Origin of the sequence: Modestobacter sp. SSW1-42, assembly GCF_046635825.1 — a bacterium.
Classification (GTDB): domain Bacteria; phylum Actinomycetota; class Actinomycetes; order Mycobacteriales; family Geodermatophilaceae; genus Modestobacter.
Map to the genome: position 1 here is coordinate 157274 of NZ_JBISCA010000004.1, position 19086 is coordinate 176359.

Below are 19086 nucleotides of genomic sequence, written 5' to 3' on the forward strand. Positions count from 1 at the left end.
TCTGCAGCGCTGGTGGTGCCCGATCACCCGCAGGGGGGACGGGTCGGGCGGGCGGTGTGCCGGCTACCAGCGCAGCGGCTGGATGGAGCGGGAGTCGGCGGTGCGGCAGGCGCGGCAGTGGCCCCAGGTGGCGATGCGCGCGGGGCTGCTGGGCGCGCCGCACTCGGGGCACTCGACGGTCGCCTCGGACACGGCGTCCGCGACCTCCTCGGACCGGGCGGTGTGGACCGCCGGGTCGCCGGGGCGTGCGTCCGTGCGGGCTGCGGGGTCGATCGCGATGGTGCGCCTCCTGGGGTGTCGGTGGTCACGGTACTGGCCCGCCCCAGCCCCTCGGCCCGTTGCTGCCCGCTCCCGTCCGGTCGCCTCGCCGGCGACGTCGCACCGTGATCGGTCGACTCCGGAGAGCGCTCTCCCGTGGTCGAGGTCGGCACCGCCCGGCACGGCGTCCGAATCGTCACTCCGGAACCCGCCGGTCCGCTCCGGGCCGACCCGCCGAGGGGTGGGGTGGACGAGCGTGGTGCCCGACCAGGTGGCAACATCCCCGTCGTGAAGACGTGGCTCGACGCGTGGCCGGTGTTCCGGCAGCTCACTGGGAACGACCCGCTGGGTCGCGGCGTGGCCGCGCGCAGCAAGGCCACGGAGAAGGTGGTCAGCCGCACGGCGACCGCCGACCGGGTGGTCAAGTCGGTCTGCCCGTACTGCGCCGTCGGCTGCGCGCAGCGGGTGTTCGTGAAGGACGAGCAGATCGTCCAGATCGAGGGCGACCCCGACTCCCCGATCAGCCGCGGCCGGCTGTGCCCCAAGGGCAGTGCCAGCAAGGGCCTGGTCAACAGCCCGTCGCGCGTCACGACGGTCAAGTACCGCCGTCCGTACGCCACGGACTGGGAGGACCTCGACCTCGACACGGCGATGGAGATGATCGCCGACCGCGTCCTCGACGCCCGTGAGAAGGGCTGGCAGACCGAGGACGCCGGCAAGCGCGTCAACCGCACCATGGGCTTCGCGAGCCTCGGCGGCGCGACGCTGGACAACGAAGAGAACTACCTGATGAAGAAGCTGTACAGCGCCCTGGGCGCTGTGCAGATCGAGAACCAGGCCCGCATATAGCACTCTTCGACGGTTCCCGGTCTGGGAGCCTCGTTCGGCCGTGGTGGCGCAACCAACTTCCTCGAGGACCTCGCGAACAGCGACTGCATCGTCATCGAGGGCTCGAACATGGCCGAGTGCCATCCGGTCGGGTTCCAGTGGGTGTCCGAGGCGAAGGCCCGCGGCGCCAAGATCATCCACATCGACCCGCGGTTCACGCGCACGTCGGCCATCGCCGACCTGCACGTGCCGATCCGGCTCGGCACCGACATCGCGTTCCTCGGTGCGCTGATCAAGTACGTGCTCGACAACGACCTGTACTTCCGTGAGTACGTCGTGGCCTACACCAACGCCGCGGCGCTGGTGGGCGAGGACTTCGTCGACACCGAGGACCTCGACGGCCTCTTCTCCGGCTTCGACCCGGACAAGAGCCAGTACGACGAGCGCACCTGGCAGTACGAGTTCGCCGAGGAGCCGCACGCCAGCTCCGACGACCCGGCCGGGGCCGCCGCGCAGGAGGCCGGCACCCAGGCCGACGACGTCGAGGCCAGCGACCAGGCGCAGACGCACGGCAGCGGTGGCCCGACCATCGCGGCCAAGCCCAAGCGCGACGAGACGCTGGAGCACCCGCGCACCGTCTTCCAGGTGCTGAAGCGGCACTTCGCCCGCTACACGCCCGAGATGGTCAAGGACGTCTGCGGCATCGAGCCCGAGGTCTTCGAGCAGGTCGCGAAGTGGGTCACCGCGAACAGCAACCGCGACCGGACGACGGCGTGGGTCTACTCGGTGGGCTGGACGCAGCACAGCGTCGGCGCGCAGTACATCCGCACCGCCTCGATCCTGCAGCTGCTGCTGGGCAACATCGGCCGTCCCGGCGGCGGGATCATGGCGCTGCGCGGCCACGCCAGCATCCAGGGCTCGACCGACGTCCCGACGCTATACAACCTGCTGCCGGGCTACCTGCCGATGCCGCACGCCTCGCAGCACCAGACGCTGGCCGACTACGTCGCCGACGCGGCGGGCAAGGGCGGCTTCTGGGGCAACAAGCCCGCCTACATCACCAGCATGCTCAAGGCCTGGTGGGGCGACGAGGCGACGGCGGACAACGACTTCGCCTTCGACTACATCCCCAAGATCAACGGCGACCACAGCTCCTACCGCACGATCGCGGACATGATCGCCGGCAAGGTGCACGGCTACTTCCTGGTCGGCGAGAACCCCTCCGTCGGGCACCCCAACGGCAAGATGAACCGGTTCGGCCTGGCCAACCTCGACTGGCTGGTCGTCCGCGACCTGCAGATGATCGAGTCGGCCACCTTCTGGCAGCAGGGCCCGGAGATCGAGACCGGCGAGATGGCGCCGGAGACGATCGGCACCGAGGTCTTCTTCATGCCCGCGGCGACGCACGTGGAGAAGGAGGGCACCTTCACCCAGACGCAGCGGCTGCTGCAGTGGCGGGAGAAGGCCGTCGAGCCGCCGATGGACGCCCGCAGCGACCTGTGGTTCTACTTCCACCTGGGTCGCATCATCCGCGAGCGGCTGGCCTCCTCGACCGACCCGCGTGACCGTCCGATCCAGACGCTGACCTGGGACTACCCGACGCTCGGCCACACGGCCGACCCGGACGCCGAGGCGGTGCTGCGCGAGATCAACGGCGTGGGCCCCGACGGGAAGGCGCTGTCGACCTACATCGACATGAAGGACGACGGGTCGACCTCGGGCGGGTGCTGGATCTACACCGGCGTCTACGCCGACGAGGTCAACCAGGCCGCCCGGCGCAAGCCCGCCCGCGAGCAGGGCCCGGTGGCCTCCGAGTGGGGCTGGGCGTGGCCGCTCAACCGCCGCATGCTCTACAACCGCGCATCGGCCGACCCCGAGGGCAACCCGTGGAGCGAGCGCAAGAAGTACGTGTACTGGGACGAGGCCGCCGGTCGCTGGACCGGTGACGACGTCCCCGACTTCGAGGCCACCAAGCGGCCGGACTACGTGCCGCCGGAGGGCGCGAAGGCGCAGGCCGCGATCGGCGGCGCCGACCCGTTCGTCATGCAGGGCGACGGCAAGGGCTGGCTGTACGCGCCGGCCGGGCTGGTCGACGGCCCGATGCCGACGCACTACGAGCCCTCGGAGTCGGTGGCGGAGAACCACCTCTACGAGCAGCAGTCCAGCCCGACGATCGAGCGGATCGCCGGGCCGTGGAACCGGGAGAACCCCTCGCGCAGCGAGGTCTACCCGTTCCAGGTGACCACCTACCGGCTGACCGAGCACCACACGGCCGGTGGCATGAGCCGCACCCTGCCCTACCTGTCCGAGCTCCAGCCGGAGTTCTTCGTCGAGGTCAGCCCGGAGCTCGCCGAGCTGCGCGGTCTGACCAACGGCGAGTTCGCCACGCTGATCAGCGCCCGGACGGCGATCGAGGCCAAGGTGCTGGTCACCGAGCGGATGCAGCCGATCAGGCTGAAGGGCGGCCAGGTCGTCCACCAGATCGGGATGCCCTACCACTGGTCCTACGCGGGTCTGTCCACCGGCGACAACGCCAACGACCTGCTCGGGATCATCCTGGACGCGAACACGCACATCCAGGAGGACAAGGTCAGCACCGCCGACATCCGGCCCGGACGACGGCCCCGTGGGCCCGAGCTGCTGGACTTCGTCGAGGAGTACCGCATGCGGGCCGGCGTGAAGTCCGGCCGCGTGGGTCTCAACGGCCGCGACCCCGACGAGGACCCCAGCAGGATGGAGGCCTCCGGCGCATGACCGTCCCGGGCACGACCACACAGCGCACGACCACAGAGAACGGTGACCGGCGATGACCGCCATCAGCTCGGCGAGCCCGTCCCTGGGTGGCGCCGACTCGAAGAACCGGCTGTTCGGGCCGCTGCCCGACGTGTCGGCCGAGGCCGGGTACGAGGAGGACCACCCGCGCCGGGTGGGCTTCTTCACCGACACGTCGGTCTGCATCGGCTGCAAGGCGTGCGAGGTGGCCTGCAAGGAGTGGAACACGCTCCCGATGGACGACTCGCACGGCGTGAAGGACCAGATGGGCCTGTCCGGGATGTCCTACGACAACACCGGCATGCTCGGCGCCAACTCCTGGCGGCACGTCTCCTTCATCGAGCAGAGCCGCGCGGTCGACCTGCCGATGCCCACGTTCGGGCGCCCCGGCGACGACCGGCACGACCACGGCCAGCCCACCAACCCGGTGACCCCGCACGCCGACAGCGTGCTGAACGCGCAGACCAGCGTGCTCAACGCCGAGGCGCTCAGCGAGTTCGACCCGCAGACCGGTGTGACCGGCGGCGGTGGCGACAAGCAGATCCGCTGGCTGATGTCCTCCGACGTCTGCAAGCACTGCACGCACGCCGGCTGCCTGGACGTCTGCCCCACCGGTGCGCTCTTCCGCACCGAGTTCGGCACCGTCGTGGTGCAGGGCGACATCTGCAACGGCTGCGGCTACTGCGTCTCGGCCTGCCCCTACGGCGTCATCGACGTCCGCAAGGACGACGGCCGGGCCTTCAAGTGCACGATGTGCTACGACCGGTTGACCGACGGGCTGCAGCCCGCCTGCGCGACCGCCTGCCCGACCCAGTCGATCCAGTTCGGCGACCTCGACGAGCTGCAGGCCCGGGCCGACGCCCGGCTGGCCACGCTCAAGGGCCAGGGCGTCGAGACCGCCCGCCTCTACGGGCGCGACGAGAGCGACGGCGTCGGTGGCGTCGGCGCGTTCTTCCTGCTGCTGGACGAGCCGGAGGTCTACGGGCTGCCGCCGGACCCGATCGTCACCACCCGCGACCTGCCCGCCATGTGGAAGGCGGCGGCCACCGGCGCGGCGATGATCGTCGGCGTCGTCGCCTCCTCCTTCCTCGGGCGGAAGCGCTGACATGAGGGCCAAAATCGCGACTTTGGCCCTGGGAGGCCTGGCATGACCACCCCGAGCGGCAACGGCCACCCGGCCGACGACGCGGAGCACCTCAACGGCCGGTCGGTCGACGCCGGCCCCAGCGGCAACGAGCCGGCCGGCGAGGCGCCGCTGGTCGCCGCGGCCGGCGGCTGGCACCGCGCGGGCGGGGAGGACCTCACCCGGCGCAAGCGCAAGCGCCGCAAGGGCGGCGGCGGATGGGGCAGTGGCAACCGCGAGGCGGCCATGGTCCCCGAGGCGGAGTTCAGCTCCTACTACGGCCGGCAGATCGTCAAGACGCCGACGTGGAAGAACCCCGAGGTCCCGCTGTACCTGTTCCTCGGTGGCGCCGCGGGTACGTCGTCGGTGCTGGGCGCGCTCGCCGAGTTCACCGGCCGGCCGACGCTGGCCCGCAACGCGGAGTACGTGGCCGCGGGTGCGGCGCTGGGCTCGGTCGTGCTGCTGATCGACGACCTGGGCCGGCCCAAGCGCTTCCTGCACATGCTGCGGGTGTTCAAGCCGACCTCGCCGCTGTCGGTGGGCTCCTACATCCTGTCGCCGTTCAGCGCGTTCACCTCCGCCGCGGCCGGCTTCCGGCTGCTGGAGCTGGCGCCGGTGCTCGAGCTCGGCACCAAGGTGCTGCCCTTCCTGCCGGCGCTCGCCCGGTTCTTCCCGGGTGCCCGCAAGGCGTCGGCGATCGGAGCCGCGGCCTTCGGTGGGCCGATGGCCACCTACACCGCGGTGCTGCTGGCCAACACGGCCGCGCCGAGCTGGCACGAGGTGCACTCCGAGCTGCCCTACGTCTTCGCCGGGTCGGCGATGGCGGCCGGCGGCGGCATCACGATGGCGCTGTCCCCGGTCGCCGAGGCCGGACCCTCGCGCAAGACCGCGCTCACCGGGGTGGCCCTCGAGCTGTTCATGATCAACAAGGTGGAGAACGGGCACGGGCTGCTGTCCGAGCCGTACCACGAGGGCAAGGCCGGGAAGCTGCTGCGCGCGGCGAAGAAGTCCACCGTCACCGGCGCCGCGCTCACCGCGCTGCTGGGCCGCACCCGGGTCGGCGCCGTCCTGGGCGGCACGCTGCTGGCCGCGGGCTCGGTGATGACCCGCATGGGCGTCTTCGAGGCCGGCATCGCCAGCACGAAGGACCCGAAGTACATCGTCATCCCGCAGAAGGAGCGGATGGCGGCACGCAAGGCCGGCGAGACCGTCGCCGAGGACGAGGCGCGCTCCGTCGTCCGCTGATCCCCGTCGGGCCGGACCGAGTCCGGCCCGACGGGGCAGCCCGGAGTTGCTAGCGTCAGGGCATGGCCGTCAGCCCGCACCCAGACCTGCACGGACCGGTGGCGATCGTCGCCGGAGGGCTCTCACACGAGCGGGCGGTGTCGCTGCTGTCCGGCGAGCGGATCCAGCGCGAGCTGCAGTCGGTGGGCGTGGACGCGCACGTGGTCGACGCCGACCAGTCGCTGCTGGCCTCGCTGCGCAGCGGTGGCTACACCGCGGTGATCCCCACGATCCACGGCGACATCGGCGAGGACGGCACGCTGCAGACGGTGCTGGAGATGGCCGGGGTGCCCTACACGGGGTCGCCGTCCCAGGCGTGCCGGCTGGCCTGGGACAAGACGGTGGGGCGCACCCTCACCGAGCGGGCCGGGCTGAAGGCGCCGCCGTGGGTCGCGCTGACCAGTTCGTCGTTCAAGGAGCTGGGCAGCAGCGAGGTCGTGCGGTTCCTGGTCGAGGACATGAGCTGGCCGCTGGTGGTCAAGCCCAACCGCGGCGGCAGCGTGCTGGGCGTCAACGGCGTCGAGAGCGTCGACGCCCTGGTCGACGCCCTGATGCAGGCCTTCGCCTACGGCGAGACGGTGCTGGTGGAGAGCTTCACCGAGGGCATGGACGTCAGCGTCGCGGTGCTCGACCTCGACGGGCAGCCGCGCGCCGGGGTGCCGGTGGGCCTGGACTACGACCGCACGGACCGCTTCGACTTCGTGGCCCGCTACGACCCGGCGCGGGTGCAGGTCAACACCCCGGCCGAACTGCCCGAGGAGACGCTCGCGGCGCTGCGCACGGCCGCGGAGACCGCGCACACCGCGCTGGGCATGCGCGACCTGTCCCGGGTGGACTTCCTGGTCGCCCCGGACGGCGACTTCGTGGTGCTCGAGGTCTCGGCGATCCCCGGCATGACGGCGACCTCGCTGTTCCCGTTCAGCGTGCAGGCCGACGGCAGGTCGTTCAGCTCGGTGCTGGTCTCGCTGCTGCAGGCCGCGGTCGCCCGGACGTCGACGCCGTAGCGCGTCCGGGCGGTGCGCTCAGATGAGCGCGTCCTCCTGGTCGGCGGCGGCGTGCTCGGAGGAGCAGAAGACCATCCCGTTGCGGCGCCAGCCCTCGTGGGCCGGCACCCAGCGGGTGCAGTTGGACGACGCGGTGGCCGTCTTGCCGTACATGCACTCGTGCGCCTCGTCGGCCGGTACCCAGCCGGCCAGGCGGGTGAGCGCGCGGACCACCGTCGCCATGGACATGGCCGTACCGTCCGCTCTTGTTCCGCAGAGTTCAAGTACTTGACGCGCGGAGATCGCCCTTTCGTGTGAAAGACGTCTTCTGGTGTTCACCTCGTCACCGAGAGTCGAGCCGCCTTCCGCGCCGCCGGATCCAGGCTGCACGTGGGGCTGCCCCGCGCCGCCGGGACGCGGCGGCACGGGGCAGGTCTGAGGGGACTGCGCGTCAGGCGCGGCTGCCGCTGTAGCGGATGACGCGGCCGGCGCCCACGCTGCGGGCAGCGGTGAGGCAGAGGGTGGCGCGGCGGTGGACCTCGCTGGGCGAGGCGTCGGCGGCGAGCCCGGCGATCCCGACGCAGGCGGTGACGCCCGCGACCCCGGCGCCGGCGACGGTGGAGACCAGCCGGTTGGCGGCGGTCTCGGCATCGGGGGCGGCGCCGTCGAGCAGGACGGCGAACTCGGTGGGGCCGGAGCGGGCCAGCCAGTCGGTGCCGCGCAGGTCGGCGGACAGGGCACCGGCGATCCGGTCGAGGTCGCTGCCGGGCATCGGCCAGCCGGTGTCGCGGCGCAGCAGCCCGATGAGCAGGAGCGCTGCGGGGGCGGCGTCCGCTGTCGCGGCACGTTCGGTGATGCGGTCGAGCAGCACAGCACGGGTGGGGAGCAGGGTCAGCGCATCGACGTGGTGGAGGTCGGGCTGTGCCGGGACCTCCCACTCGGTGGCGTAGGAGGCGGAGGGCATGAGGAGATGTCGGCCCGCCGGGCGGTCCTGTTGAGCTCCGTGTCCCGGCCCTCCCCCAGGGGGATGAGTCGGGGCGGAGCTCAGGTGTGGCCGTCGTGGGCCACGGTCGGCGGGACTCCGGCACCGTGGGAGCCGGGGGGACGCGCCGTCCGCTCACGGAAACGGCCACGCCGCCTCCGGAGGCCACGGAGGCCCCGGAGGCGGCGTGGCCGTCTCAGGTGCGGAGCGGGCTCAGCGGGTGGGGCCGCCCAGGTTGGCCAGCTTGCCGGCGATGCCACCGGCGGCGCGGAGCGCCTCGCCGCGGGCGAAGACGGTCGGCGCCTCGTTGGAGCTGCGGCCGCGCACCGCCTGCTCCAGGGCGTTCTTCAGCAGGTCGGCCGGCCGGTCGTCGGGCCACAGGTACAGCGACATGGCGCCGGGGATGTTGTTGACCTCGTTGACGAACACCTCGGTGCCGTCGCTGAGGAAGTCCAGGCGGGCGAGGCTGCCCAGCCCGACGAGGCCCGCCACCTGCTCGGCCAGCGCGCGGATCCGGGCGGCGAGCTCGTCGGAGATCGGCGCCGGCATCTCACGGGGGGCCTGGCTCAGGCCGGACGTGTGCAGGTACTTGTCCGAGTAGCTGTAGATCGAGTCCGAGCCGGGGCGGATCGGCTTCTCGATCAGCGAGGCCCGGAAGGTCGGGTGGGTGATCACCGCGACGTTGAGGTCGTACAGGTCGGGCCGGTAGGGCTCGAGGACGGCACCGTCGGCCAGGTGCACGTTCTGCTTGGCCAGGCCCTTGGCCGCGGCCAGGTCCTGGACGACCTCGATGCCGATGCTGGAGCCACCGAAGCGAGGCTTGACGATGTAGGGGCCGTCGAAGTCGGGGTCGGCGTGGCCGTCGCCGACGATCAGCCGGGGCAGGGTCGGCAGCCCGGCCTGGGCGATGACCGAGCCGAAGGCGAGCTTGTCGACCGACAGGGCGCCGGCGAACAGCGAGCCGCCGGTGGAGGGCAGGCCCATCCAGTCGAAGAGCGCGCGGGCGCCGCCGGCCTCGGCGTAGCCGCCGTGGAAGCAGCTGAGCACGGCCTCGGGGCGGTAGGTCTTGGGGCGCAGGCCCTTGACCGGGCGCCAGCCACCGTTGCGGCCGAGCACCGGCTCCACCTGCGTGGCCCGGGCGGGGGCGCCGTCGATGAAGTCACGCGCCTCGCTGTCGACCGGGACGGTGTGCCAGTTGCCGCCGCGGTCCCAGTAGACGGCGAGGACGTCGAGCCCGCCCTGGTTCAGCAGCCGCGCGGCCTGCAGGCCGGTCAGGATGCTGATGTCGTGCTCGGCCGAGGGACCACCGAATGCGACGGCGACCTGCTTCATCGTTCCTCCTGCTGCCTGGGGGGCGTGGCTGACCAGCTGTCGGGGGCGCTACCGGTCACGGGTAGTGATCAGGCAGGTCGTTCTCGAACAGTACGACGTCCCCTGGCTCGGCCTTGCCGGAGATGTGGGCCATCGCGGCCTGCCTGCTGTTCACCAGCACGGTGCGGTCGGGCGTCGACCCGGCCACCAGCGGACGGCGGTTGGTGCCGCCGACGACGACCAGCGTCGCGCCCGGGGTGGCCATGACCTGCTCGGCGAACTCGCGGTTGCGCTGGTCCTGCGACGACCCCAGCTCGACCATGCCCGGCGTCACGACCCAGACCCGGTGGCCCTCGCCGAGCGAGCGGGCGAGCTGCAGCGCCTGGGCGGCGCCGTCGGGGTTGGCGTTGTACGTGTCGTCGATGACGTGGATGCCGGCCTCGTTGACCGAGGCCTCGGCGCGGTGCGCGACGCCGGGGAGCTTGCGCGCCACGGTCGCCTCGATGCTGGCCCAGGAGACGCCCAGCACCCGGGCGATGCCGGTGGCGATGGCCAGGTTGACCGGGTGCCCGCCGCCCGGGGGCTGCGCGATGCGCGCCGTCCCGCGGCCCTCGTCGGTGAGCACCCACGCGCCGCCGTCGGGCACGACGCGCACGTCGGCGACGGTGTCGGGCCGGGTGGAGACCCGGACGACGGTCTTCGACGACTGCAGCCGGTCGGCGGCCTCGGCGAGCTCGGGGACGTCGACGTTGAGGACGACGATCTCGGCGCGCTCGGTGATCTCGAGCTTGGCGGTGACGATGGCCGCCCGGGAGCCCATCCGCTCCAGGTGCGCCTCGCCGATGGTGGTGATGGCGGCGATGCGGGGCGGGAAGGTCTCGGTGAGCCGGCGGATCTCACCGGGGCCGTAGGTGCCCATCTCGGCGACGAACACCTCGGTGGAGCCGGACAGCCCGTCGTTGATGCTGCGGGACAGCCCCATCATGTTGTTGAAGCTGGCCGGGCTGGCGAAGACGTTCTTCTCCGGCGCCAGCAGGGCCTCGACGTAGGCCTTGGTCGAGGTCTTGCCGTAGGAGCCGGTGATGGCGACGACGTCGGGGGCGACCTGGGTCAGCCGCGCGCGGGCGCTGGTCACGAACTTCGCGCCCAGCTTCGCCTCGACCGGCTTGAGCGCAGCCAGGACGGCGTCGGTGACCGGTGCGGTGAACAGCACCAGGGCGGCGCTGACGGCGGGGGAGCGGAAGGCGACCGCGGCGGCCACCTGCACGGCCACGGTGCCGCCGGCGAGCCGGCGCAGCCGCTGGGTGAACGCCGGGCGGGGGAACGGCTTGCGGAAGACCAGCCCGACCGGCGCCGCCGCGGCGGCCAGGGCGGCCGGGATGCCGAGCACCGGGTAGCGGAAGGCTGCGGCCGCGCAGACGGCGCCCACGGCGTACGGCACCACCGAGACCGGGGTGCGGGTGGCCCACATGCGCAGCATCGCGGTGTTGCGACCGGGCTCGTAGTGCTCGCGCTGGGCGACGCGCCACCAGGTGAGGTCAGCCGCGGCGGTGCCGGCCGCGATGGCCATCCACTCGGCGGCGGTGAGGCCGGCGCTCACGCGTCGGTCCCGGTGGCGAGCAGGGCGCGCAGCCGCTGGTCGATCGCGGCGTCGAGCGAGGGCTGCAGCAGGTGCGCGGCGTCGTCGACGACGGTCAGCGTGCCGCCGGTGCGCTCGGCGATCTGGCGGGCGGTGGACAGCGGCGCAGCCGTGTCACCGGCGCCCCAGACCAGCTCGATCGGGCCGTCGTACCGGGCGAGTGCATCGAGCACGCTGCTGTACTCCTCGTTGACGGTGCGGACCAGGACCTCGCGCAGAACGCCCTCGGCGTTGCGGTAGTCGGCGGAGCCGTACTTCCGGCGGGCTGCCTCGACCTGCTTCTCGGGCAGGATGCCCAGCTTCCCGGCCTTGCGGAGGGCTCGGTAGGCCAGCGGCGCCTTCGGCGGGTTGCCGGCGCGCAGCAGGGGAGTGCCGGTGAGCAGCAGGCCGCCGACGGACTCGGGGCGCATCGCGGTCAGCTGCGCGGCGACCCGGCCGCCGAAGGAGTGGCCGACCAGCACGGGGCGGTCGAGGAACTCGACCAGCGGGAGCAGCCAGCGCGCGTAGTCGTCGGAGCCCCAGCCCGCCGGCGGGGGTGGGGCGGAGCCGAATCCGGGCTGGTCGAGGGCCAGGCCGCCGACGCCGGCGAGCGCGCCGGCCCAGTCCTGGCGGGTGCGTCCCCAGCCGTGCAGGGCGACCACGCGGTCGGGCTCGCCCCCGAATCGCTCGGCCAGGAACTGACCATCCAGGAGGCTGACGAGCACCGCGGAAGTCTAGCCCAGCACCCCCTCGTACCTGGATCGATCGCCGGGACGGGCCGGGCGGTCCGCCGTTCGCGTCGGTACCGACGGGTCGTCGACCGGGCTGTCGGTCAGCCGTGGAGGAGCGTGTGTGCCGGCAGGTCGTGCCGGTGTGCCGGGACGCCGCAGGACCGCGGTGCGCTGGTGCGGGGCACGATCGTCATCGCCAGGGCCAGCCCCAGGAGAGCCGCGTGGTCGGTCGCCCAGATCGAGAGGGCCAACCAGGTCGCGCCGAGGACGAAGCTCACCCGCGCATCGTCTGCGAGCGACTCCCTCAGGGACGGGAGGTCGCGAGGTGTCCGTGGCCCGTGGGACGGGAGGGGCGGCAGCCCAGGCGATGGGCCGGCGGCCGCGTCACCGGGGGGTCTCGGGCAGGGCCTCGTCGGCGAACTCGGCGGCGTTCTGGCCGAGGGAGTCGGTCTGCAGGTAGCCCCACATCCGCTGGCCGGTGTTCGCGTCGAGGTGGACGACGCTGGCGGACCCCTCGGTCCCTGTGCCGAGCACGGGAGCGGTGAAGAACTGGACGTCGGCCGGCGTCAGACCGCGCAGTGAGTACGCCAGCTCCAGCAGCTCGCCGTTGCCCAGGCCGTCGTCCACCGCGACGGCGTTGGTCACCGCCAGCAGGCTGGCGTCCAGCTTGCCCGGCGAGGTGAAGACGTCCTGGCTGAAGAGCTTGGAGAACATCGCCCGCAGGTAGTTCTGCTGACGCTTGACGCGGTCGAAGTCCCCGCCGGGGAGGTCGTAGCGCTGGCCCACGTACCAGCGGGCCTGGTCGCCGTCGAGGTGGTTCGGCCCGGCGGTGAAGGTGTACGGCCCGTTGCTCGTCGTCTCGGGCACGGTGACGTCGATGCCGCCGAGGTCGTCCGTCACCTGGATCAGGCCGGCGAAGTCGATCGCGGCGTAGTGGTCGATCCGGACGCCGGTCAGCTGCTCGACGGTCTGGATGAGCAGGGTCGGACCGCCGAGGGCGTACGCCGCGTTGACCTTGTTGCGGCCGTGGCCGGGGATGTCGACCCAGGAGTCGCGCGGGATCGAGATGACCTGGGCGTGCTGCCGGTCGGCTGCGAACCGGGCGATCATGACGGCGTCGGACCGGGCGTCCGGCAGCTCGCCGGGCGCCACCTCCGCCCGGGTGTCCGAGCCGACCAGCAGGAAGGTGACCGGGTCCGCCGTATCCTGGGCCTGGTCGACCGCCGAGGCGGGAGCCGGGCGTGCGGCCTCGCTCAGGCCGTCGAAGACGTCCCCGACCCGGTCGATGTTGCTCCCGTAGCGGTCGGTGACGAACCACAGCCCGCCGCCGACGACGACGGCGAGGAGCAGGCCCAGTGTCCCCAGCGCGATGAGCACCCGTCGCCAGGGACGCCGGGGCGGCGCGGTCACGTCGCTGGCGGCTGTCGGCGGGTCGGCCAGCGCGGCGTGCGTGCTCGGCGCGGTCATCGGTCTCCTCTGGTGGCGGCTGTCGTCACTGACGGTGCGCGACCACCGGTGGGATGTCGTGCTCGGACCGTTCGGACGACCTGTTCGGGCGACGGCCCGTCACTCTTCGGGACCGCGCACTCAGGACGGTCACCCGATCGAGGTCAGGCGGCTGCTCGTCGCCACCACCGGGAGGAGCCCACCGACCCAGCTCCATGGGTGTCCCGGCCCGCACCCGCTGGTGGGGGCACGACGGCCCTCTCTACTTTCTAGGTGAGCTGGTGCCCGTAGGGGCCCGCGCGAGTGGAGGACGGTCCATGAAGATCTCGGTCATCGGTTGCGGGTACCTGGGTGCGGTCCACGCCGCCTCGATGGCCGAGCTCGGGCACGACGTGGTGGGCATCGACGTCGACCGCGCCAAGGTCGAGTCGCTGCAGAACGCGAAGGCGCCGTTCTACGAGCCCGGGTTCGAGGAGCTGCTGGGCACCTCCCTGGCCTCGGGCCGGCTCCGGTTCAGCGCCGACATGGCCGACGCGCGGGACTCCGTCGTCCACTTCCTCTGCGTCGGGACGCCGCAGAAGCGCGGCGAGTACGCCGCCGACCTCCGGTACGTCGAGTCCGCCGTCGAGTCGCTGCTCGAGGCGCTCAAGCCCGGCGACCTGGTCGCCGGCAAGTCGACCGTGCCCGTCGGCACCGCCGCGCGGCTGGCCGAGCTGGTGGAGGGCAAGGTGCCCGGCGCGATGCTGGCCTGGAACCCGGAGTTCCTGCGCGAGGGCTTCGCCGTCGAGGACACCCTGCACCCCGACCGGCTGGTCTACGGCATCGCCGCCGGACCGGACGGCGAGCGGGCCCGCGCCGTCCTGGACGAGGTCTACGCCTCGATCGTCGCCGCCGGCACCCCGCAGGTCGTCACCGACTACCCGACCGCGGAGATGGTGAAGACCGCGGCCAACTCCTTCCTGGCCACCAAGATCTCCTTCATCAACGCGATGGCCGAGCTGTGCGAGGCCACGGGCGCGGACGTCAAGCAGCTCGCCGACGCCATCGGCCACGACGACCGGATCGGCCGCAAGTTCCTCAACGCCGGGCTCGGCTTCGGCGGTGGCTGCCTGCCCAAGGACATCCGCGCCTTCATGGCCCGCGCGGGCGAGCTGGGCGCCGATCAGGCGCTCACCTTCCTGCGCGAGGTCGACAACATCAACATGCGCCGGCGCATCCGGATGGTCGAGCTGGCCCGCGAGGTCTGCGACGGTTCGCTGCTCGGCAAGCGGGTGGCCGTGCTCGGTGCGGCGTTCAAGCCCGACAGCGACGACATCCGCGACTCCCCGGCGCTCAACGTCGCCGCCCAGCTGCAGCTGCAGGGCGCCGTCGTCCGGGTCACCGACCCCGCAGCGGTGGAGAACAGCCGCCGGCTCTGGCCGCAGCTCGACTACGCCGCCACCGCGGAGGAGGCCGCCGAGCGGGCCGACGCCGTGCTCGTGCTGACCGAGTGGAAGGAGTACCGCGACCTCGACCCCGCGGCCTTCGGCGAGGTCGTCGCCCAGAAGCGTGTGCTCGACGGGCGCAACGCCCTGGACATGGACCGCTGGGTGGCCGCCGGCTGGAGCTACCGCGCACTGGGACGCCGCGCCGGCTGAGCCTGGCGACTGTCCGGGACGGCGTACGGTCCGACGATGCTGCGTTGGGCCGGTGCGCTCCTGGCGACGGCGGCCCTGTCGCTGTTCGCCGTCCTGCTGCTGACCGGTCAGTACCTGCGTGAGGGTCCGGTGCTCGTCACGCTCTCCGCAGGGCACGGCATCCACCGCGGCGACGTGGGCATCGTCGCGATCTGGCTGCTCGGTGTGATCGGCGTGCTCACCTGCGCGCTCAGTGGTCCGAGGGTCGGTCGGGACTCCGCCCCGACCGACGGCGGTCGATCCGGGGTCGATCAACCGCGCACCCAGCGGTGACCCGCACTGTTCCTGCGGGTCATCTCGTGGGTCGTGCTCGGTGCCGTCACCGTGGTGCTGGTCGCCGCCCGCGGTCGGGCCGGGCACGTGCGGGACGAGCGGCGGACGTCAGCTGCCGGGCGCACGCAGCTGCAGGCCGAGGCCGGGCAGTCGGCCGAGCGCTGCGCTGTTCGGGGCCGTCGTCCTGAGTGTGATCGACGTCTCGCCCGACCGGTGAGTGCCGTCGGGCGCCGTCGCCCCGGGTCAGTCGTCGCCGAGCGGGGGCCCGGACGGGGCCGTCGACCCACTGCCGGCCACGGCGCTGGGGGTGGGCGCGACCGGTGCCGAATCGGTCGGCGTCGGCGTCGGCTTGGTCGGGGCCGGTGTCGTCGGGGTGGGCTCGACCGGGCTCGGCGTCGGCCGGGGAGTGGGCGTCGGCGTCGGGCTGGGCGTCGGCGTCGGGCTGGGCGTCGGCGTCGGGCTGGGCGTCGGCTCGACCGGGCTCGGCGTCGGGGTGGGCGTCGGGGTGGGCTGAGCCGGGCTGGGCTGGACCGGGCCGGGCGTGACCGGGCTGGGCGTGGGAGCGGCCAGGCTCGACGGGAGCGGGGTGACCTGGGGGTCGCTCGACGGCGGCACGGTGCCGGGGACCGGGCCGGTCGCCGGGGACCCGGTCTCGGTACCGGGCGCCGGCAGGGTGGGACGACGCGTCGGCTCGCTGGTCGTGGCGGGGGCGCCCGTGCCGGAGGTGCTCGACGGGCCGGCCGGCGCGGGGGTGCGGGCCGGCGGGGTGGTCACGTCCGGCTCGTCGTCGCCCGGGAACACCGGGGCCTGCGTCTCCGCCGGCGGGGCGGTGACAGGGGTGGAGAGCCCGGCCAGCAGTCGACCGCGGTCGAGGGCGGCGATCAGCTGGTCGGCCTGGTCGGGGTTGGCGTAGACCTCGGCGGCGAGGGCCGTGCGCATGCCCAGCGAGCTGGTCGAGCCGGCGAGCAGCGGGCCCAGCGCGATCACCGGCAGGCAGGTCAGCAGGGCGACGCGCCGCGCGCGGGGGCTGTCGAGCCGGGGCAGGCGGGACGCGGGCGGGGGTGGTGGTGTGCGCACCCGACGGCTGGCGCCGGCGATCACCACCGACGCCGGGGAGCGGTCCATGGACGGCGTCGCGCGCAGGCGGCGCCGCTGCGCCAGCTCGTCGCGGCTCGGCGCGAGAGGCCGCCGGGCCGTCGGTCGGTGCTGGGTGAGGGAACGGCTGCCGTGTCCGCTGCGGCCCGGCTGCGCCGCCGTCGGGGGAGTCGAGACACCGGGGCGCCGGGCCAGCTGGTGCCGCTGGAGGGAGGCGGTCGGGCGGCTCGTCCACCCCCGGCCGTGCACCGGCCGGGCCGGGGGTCCACCGGCACACGGGCGGGAGGGTCGGCGCCGGACGTCGCCGCCGACGGCCACGACCCCGGGACGGGACCGGAGGGGCACGGCAGAGTCGGCCAGCTCGGCGTCGTCCGGCGCGAAGGCGGCCAGGTCACGCGTTGCCGCCGCGCGAGGCTCGCGGCGGGAGATCTCGGCGCTGGCCGTCCCCATGACCAGGGCAGCGGCGAGGGAGGCCAGGCACCAGCCGGCCACCACCCACGCCCACCAAGCCACGGAACGCCTCGTCTCGACCACCGCTGCGGACAACGACCCGTCCGATGGAGCGCAGGCTGCCTGTGCTGGTGCAGCCCGTCAACCCCGGACGTGACACCAGTGTCCGCCCTGGTGGGCGCACCGCGCACGGAGACGTCCACACCGTGACCGGACCGCCACCGACGGCCGGAGCGGCCCGTCCGGCCGGCAGGTCGGCAGATGCGGCCAGATCCGTCGGTCCTGAGGTGTCAAGCTCTCCGGCCGCCGTACCGATGACTGCTGCATGCCGTGGTGGGGATGGGTGCTGATCGGGTGGTTCGGTCTCTCGCTGGTGCTCGCGCCGGTCGTGGGCCGGGCGATCCGGGAGGCCGAGCGCCGGGAGGGGCCGGCCGCGCTGCTGCCGGTCCCCGCACCGCGTGCCCCCCGCCGCCGCATCCCCATGCCGCCCGTCGCAGCGGTGCTGCTGTTGGTGAGCGCGGGTCTCGAGGCCGTCGGCTTCGTCATCCGGGCGACGGGCAACGAGCGGGGCGCCGCCCGGCTCTGGGCCATGGACCTCCCGCTCTCGGTCCCGCGCATGTTCGTCGCCGCGCTCTTCGCGGCCGCTGCGGTCGTCGCCGTCATCGGCGCCGCCCGGGGCACCGGCCGCCGTCCGTGGTGGCTGGCCGTCGCCGGTGTCACCGCGGCCATCGCGCAGGTCAAGGCCGGTGGCACGGTGCACGTCCGGGCGCTGGAGGTCACCGGGGTGGCCCACCGCCCGGTCCTGGCCGCGGTGGGCAGCGCGGCCGTGGTGGCCGTCGTCGTCGCCGGGCTGTGGTGGCTCAGCCGCACCGAGCGCCGCGACCGGCGCCGGGTCCTCACCGCCCTGTCCCTCTACTCCTCGGCGGCGGTCGGCCTCTCCGCCGTGTCCTCGCTCGCCGCCCGCGCCGGCGACCCCTTCTGGTCAGCGGCGGCCACCTTCGTGGAGGAGACCGGCGAGGCCTTCGGCGGCGTCGCCGTCCTGGTCGCGGTCCTCGTCGGGGTGGCACCGAGGCTCGTGCTGCCGGCCGACTGGGTGCTGCGGCGCACCGCCGACGCCGAGACCGTCGACGCCCCCGGCGCCCTGCCGTCCTGGCAGACGGCCCGCGACCACCGGCTGTACTGACCTGAGACGCTCACCCGATCGGGTGAGCGCGTCTCGCCTTGGGTCGCGGTGTTCTCAACGCAGAGTCACCCCACTCCGGAAATCGGGGGACAGTGAGCACGGTGGGTGACGGGTACGAGTGGTGTGGGGCTGCAACCACATGATCGAATGCGCGCAACGTTCTTCTCCCCGTCACCTGTCAGGCGGCGGGCAGTGTGCAGCGACCCTTGTGAGGCCAGCATGACCATCGACCACGCGGCTCCGTCCGTGATCAACGAGCAGTTCGCCCGGCAGGGCTGGGTCCACGTCCCCTCGCTGGGTGTCGACTCCGCAGAGCTCTCCCGGGCCCGGGCGGTCCTCGACCAGCTCTTCGACCGCTTCGTCGACGTGCCGAAGCAGTTCGCGCACGACCTGGCCGGCGGCGCCGACCCGGCGAAGCCGATCCTCCCGGAGATCAACGCCGTCTCCACGCTCGCTCCCGAGCTGCGCAAGACGGCCGTCTTCCACGCCGCCCACCAGCTGGCCAAGCAGCTGCTCGGCCAGAACGCCTACGTGCTCTACGACCACGCGATCTACAAGCCCCCGGGCCTCGCGGGCACCACGTCGTGGCACCAGGACTCCGGCTACGACCCGGACAGGACCAACCGCCTGGCGATCTGGATCCCCTTCCAGGACACCAGCGTCGAGGACGGCGCCATGCGCTATGTCACGCGCAGCCACCTGGGCGGCCGCCAGCAGCACCTCGAGCGCACCACGGCCGATGGCAAGACGGTCAAGTACCTCGAGGTCGACGAGGCCACCGTGGCCGAGGCGCCGTGCCAGCTCGGTGGGGCCACTGCGCACGACTTCCACACGGTGCACGGCGCCGGTCCCAACCTGGGCACGAACACCCGACGCGCCTGGATCCTGGACTTCACGACCGGTTCGATCGCCGAGCGCGCGATCGAGGCCGCGAAGGAGAAGGTGCGGGTCCGGCGGTACCGGGTCCTCTGACCGCGCGACCTCCCGGCACGAGCCGGGCTCCGGAGCCGGTGGCATCGTCGCCACGCTGGTCGAGGAGCGGTCCCCGAGACGCGACCGCTACGGTCGCATCT

The 19086-nt window shown here is 73.1% G+C and carries 16 protein-coding genes and 1 pseudogene; 8 read left to right on the plus strand and 9 right to left on the minus strand.

Translation table 11 applies throughout. The features are described from left to right. Nucleotides 1-63: 63 nt before the first annotated feature. The gene (locus ACGBYP_RS15055; protein ID WP_411585424.1) at nucleotides 64-192 is read right to left on the minus strand and encodes a hypothetical protein; all 129 of its coding nucleotides are present in this window, start codon (nucleotides 190-192) and stop codon (nucleotides 64-66) included. A gap of 345 nt (nucleotides 193-537) precedes the next feature. Between ACGBYP_RS15055 and fdh the strand changes: the two are divergent. The 4 genes and pseudogenes from fdh to ACGBYP_RS15075 all read left to right on the plus strand — a co-directional run bounded on the left by fdh (nucleotide 538) and on the right by ACGBYP_RS15075 (nucleotide 7269). After that, nucleotides 538-3840: pseudogene (fdh, locus tag ACGBYP_RS15060) on the plus strand (formate dehydrogenase). Nucleotides 3841-3892: 52 nt separating this feature from the next. Then, a complete protein-coding gene (locus ACGBYP_RS15065; RefSeq protein WP_411585426.1) occupies nucleotides 3893-4963 on the plus strand; it encodes a 4Fe-4S dicluster domain-containing protein in 1071 nt (356 codons plus the stop codon). A 42-nt stretch (nucleotides 4964-5005) separates the two neighbouring features. Then, nucleotides 5006-6226 (plus strand): NrfD/PsrC family molybdoenzyme membrane anchor subunit, encoded by a 1221-nt coding sequence (gene nrfD, locus ACGBYP_RS15070; RefSeq protein ID WP_411585428.1) that lies wholly within the window; start codon nucleotides 5006-5008, stop codon nucleotides 6224-6226. Nucleotides 6227-6288: 62 nt separating this feature from the next. Then, entirely contained in the window at nucleotides 6289-7269 is a 981-nt protein-coding gene (locus ACGBYP_RS15075) for a D-alanine--D-alanine ligase (protein ID WP_411585430.1), read from the plus strand. Nucleotides 7270-7287: 18 nt separating this feature from the next. Here the strand turns inward: ACGBYP_RS15075 and ACGBYP_RS15080 are convergent, their stop codons facing one another. The 7 genes from ACGBYP_RS15080 to ACGBYP_RS15110 form a co-directional block, all read right to left on the minus strand. After that, nucleotides 7288-7497: a hypothetical protein gene (locus ACGBYP_RS15080; protein WP_411585432.1), complete on the minus strand. Its 210-nt coding sequence runs from the start codon at nucleotides 7495-7497 to the stop codon at nucleotides 7288-7290. Between the two features lie 202 nt (nucleotides 7498-7699). Next, nucleotides 7700-8212, minus strand: coding sequence for a diguanylate cyclase domain-containing protein (locus ACGBYP_RS15085; protein ID WP_411585433.1), 513 nt, complete (start codon nucleotides 8210-8212; stop codon nucleotides 7700-7702). Between the two features lie 231 nt (nucleotides 8213-8443). Then, complete coding sequence (locus tag ACGBYP_RS15090; protein ID WP_411585435.1) at nucleotides 8444-9562, minus strand: hypothetical protein; 1119 nt, start codon at nucleotides 9560-9562, stop codon at nucleotides 8444-8446. Nucleotides 9563-9617: 55 nt separating this feature from the next. Further along, complete coding sequence (locus ACGBYP_RS15095; RefSeq protein ID WP_411585436.1) at nucleotides 9618-11141, minus strand: Mur ligase family protein; 1524 nt, start codon at nucleotides 11139-11141, stop codon at nucleotides 9618-9620. Beyond that, entirely contained in the window at nucleotides 11138-11884 is a 747-nt protein-coding gene (locus ACGBYP_RS15100) for an alpha/beta fold hydrolase (protein WP_411585437.1), read from the minus strand. Before ACGBYP_RS15100 ends, ACGBYP_RS15095 begins: the two co-directional genes overlap by 4 nt. A 107-nt stretch (nucleotides 11885-11991) precedes the next feature. Further along, on the minus strand, nucleotides 11992-12168 hold the full coding sequence (locus ACGBYP_RS15105) for a hypothetical protein (RefSeq protein ID WP_411585438.1): 177 nt from the start codon (nucleotides 12166-12168) through the stop codon (nucleotides 11992-11994). Between the two features lie 106 nt (nucleotides 12169-12274). Beyond that, a complete protein-coding gene (locus tag ACGBYP_RS15110; RefSeq protein WP_411585440.1) occupies nucleotides 12275-13357 on the minus strand; it encodes an LCP family protein in 1083 nt (360 codons plus the stop codon). 296 nt (nucleotides 13358-13653) lie between these two features. On the opposite strand from ACGBYP_RS15110, the gene ACGBYP_RS15115 reads away from it, so the two are divergent. Both ACGBYP_RS15115 and ACGBYP_RS15120 read left to right on the plus strand, forming a co-directional pair. After that, on the plus strand, nucleotides 13654-14973 hold the full coding sequence (locus tag ACGBYP_RS15115; RefSeq protein ID WP_411585442.1) for a UDP-glucose dehydrogenase family protein: 1320 nt from the start codon (nucleotides 13654-13656) through the stop codon (nucleotides 14971-14973). Between the two features lie 36 nt (nucleotides 14974-15009). Further along, nucleotides 15010-15285, plus strand: coding sequence for a hypothetical protein (locus tag ACGBYP_RS15120; protein WP_411585443.1), 276 nt, complete (start codon nucleotides 15010-15012; stop codon nucleotides 15283-15285). Nucleotides 15286-15528: 243 nt separating this feature from the next. Here the strand turns inward: ACGBYP_RS15120 and ACGBYP_RS15125 are convergent, their stop codons facing one another. Further along, a complete protein-coding gene (locus ACGBYP_RS15125; protein WP_411585445.1) occupies nucleotides 15529-16410 on the minus strand; it encodes a hypothetical protein in 882 nt (293 codons plus the stop codon). Between the two features lie 763 nt (nucleotides 16411-17173). Between ACGBYP_RS15125 and ACGBYP_RS15130 the strand changes: the two genes are divergently transcribed. After that, a complete protein-coding gene (locus tag ACGBYP_RS15130) occupies nucleotides 17174-18013 on the plus strand; it encodes a hypothetical protein (RefSeq protein ID WP_411585447.1) in 840 nt (279 codons plus the stop codon). Between the two features lie 219 nt (nucleotides 18014-18232). Then, nucleotides 18233-18985, plus strand: a complete 753-nt coding sequence (locus tag ACGBYP_RS15135) for a phytanoyl-CoA dioxygenase family protein (protein WP_411585448.1) — start codon at nucleotides 18233-18235, stop codon at nucleotides 18983-18985. Nucleotides 18986-19086: the final 101 nt, after the last annotated feature.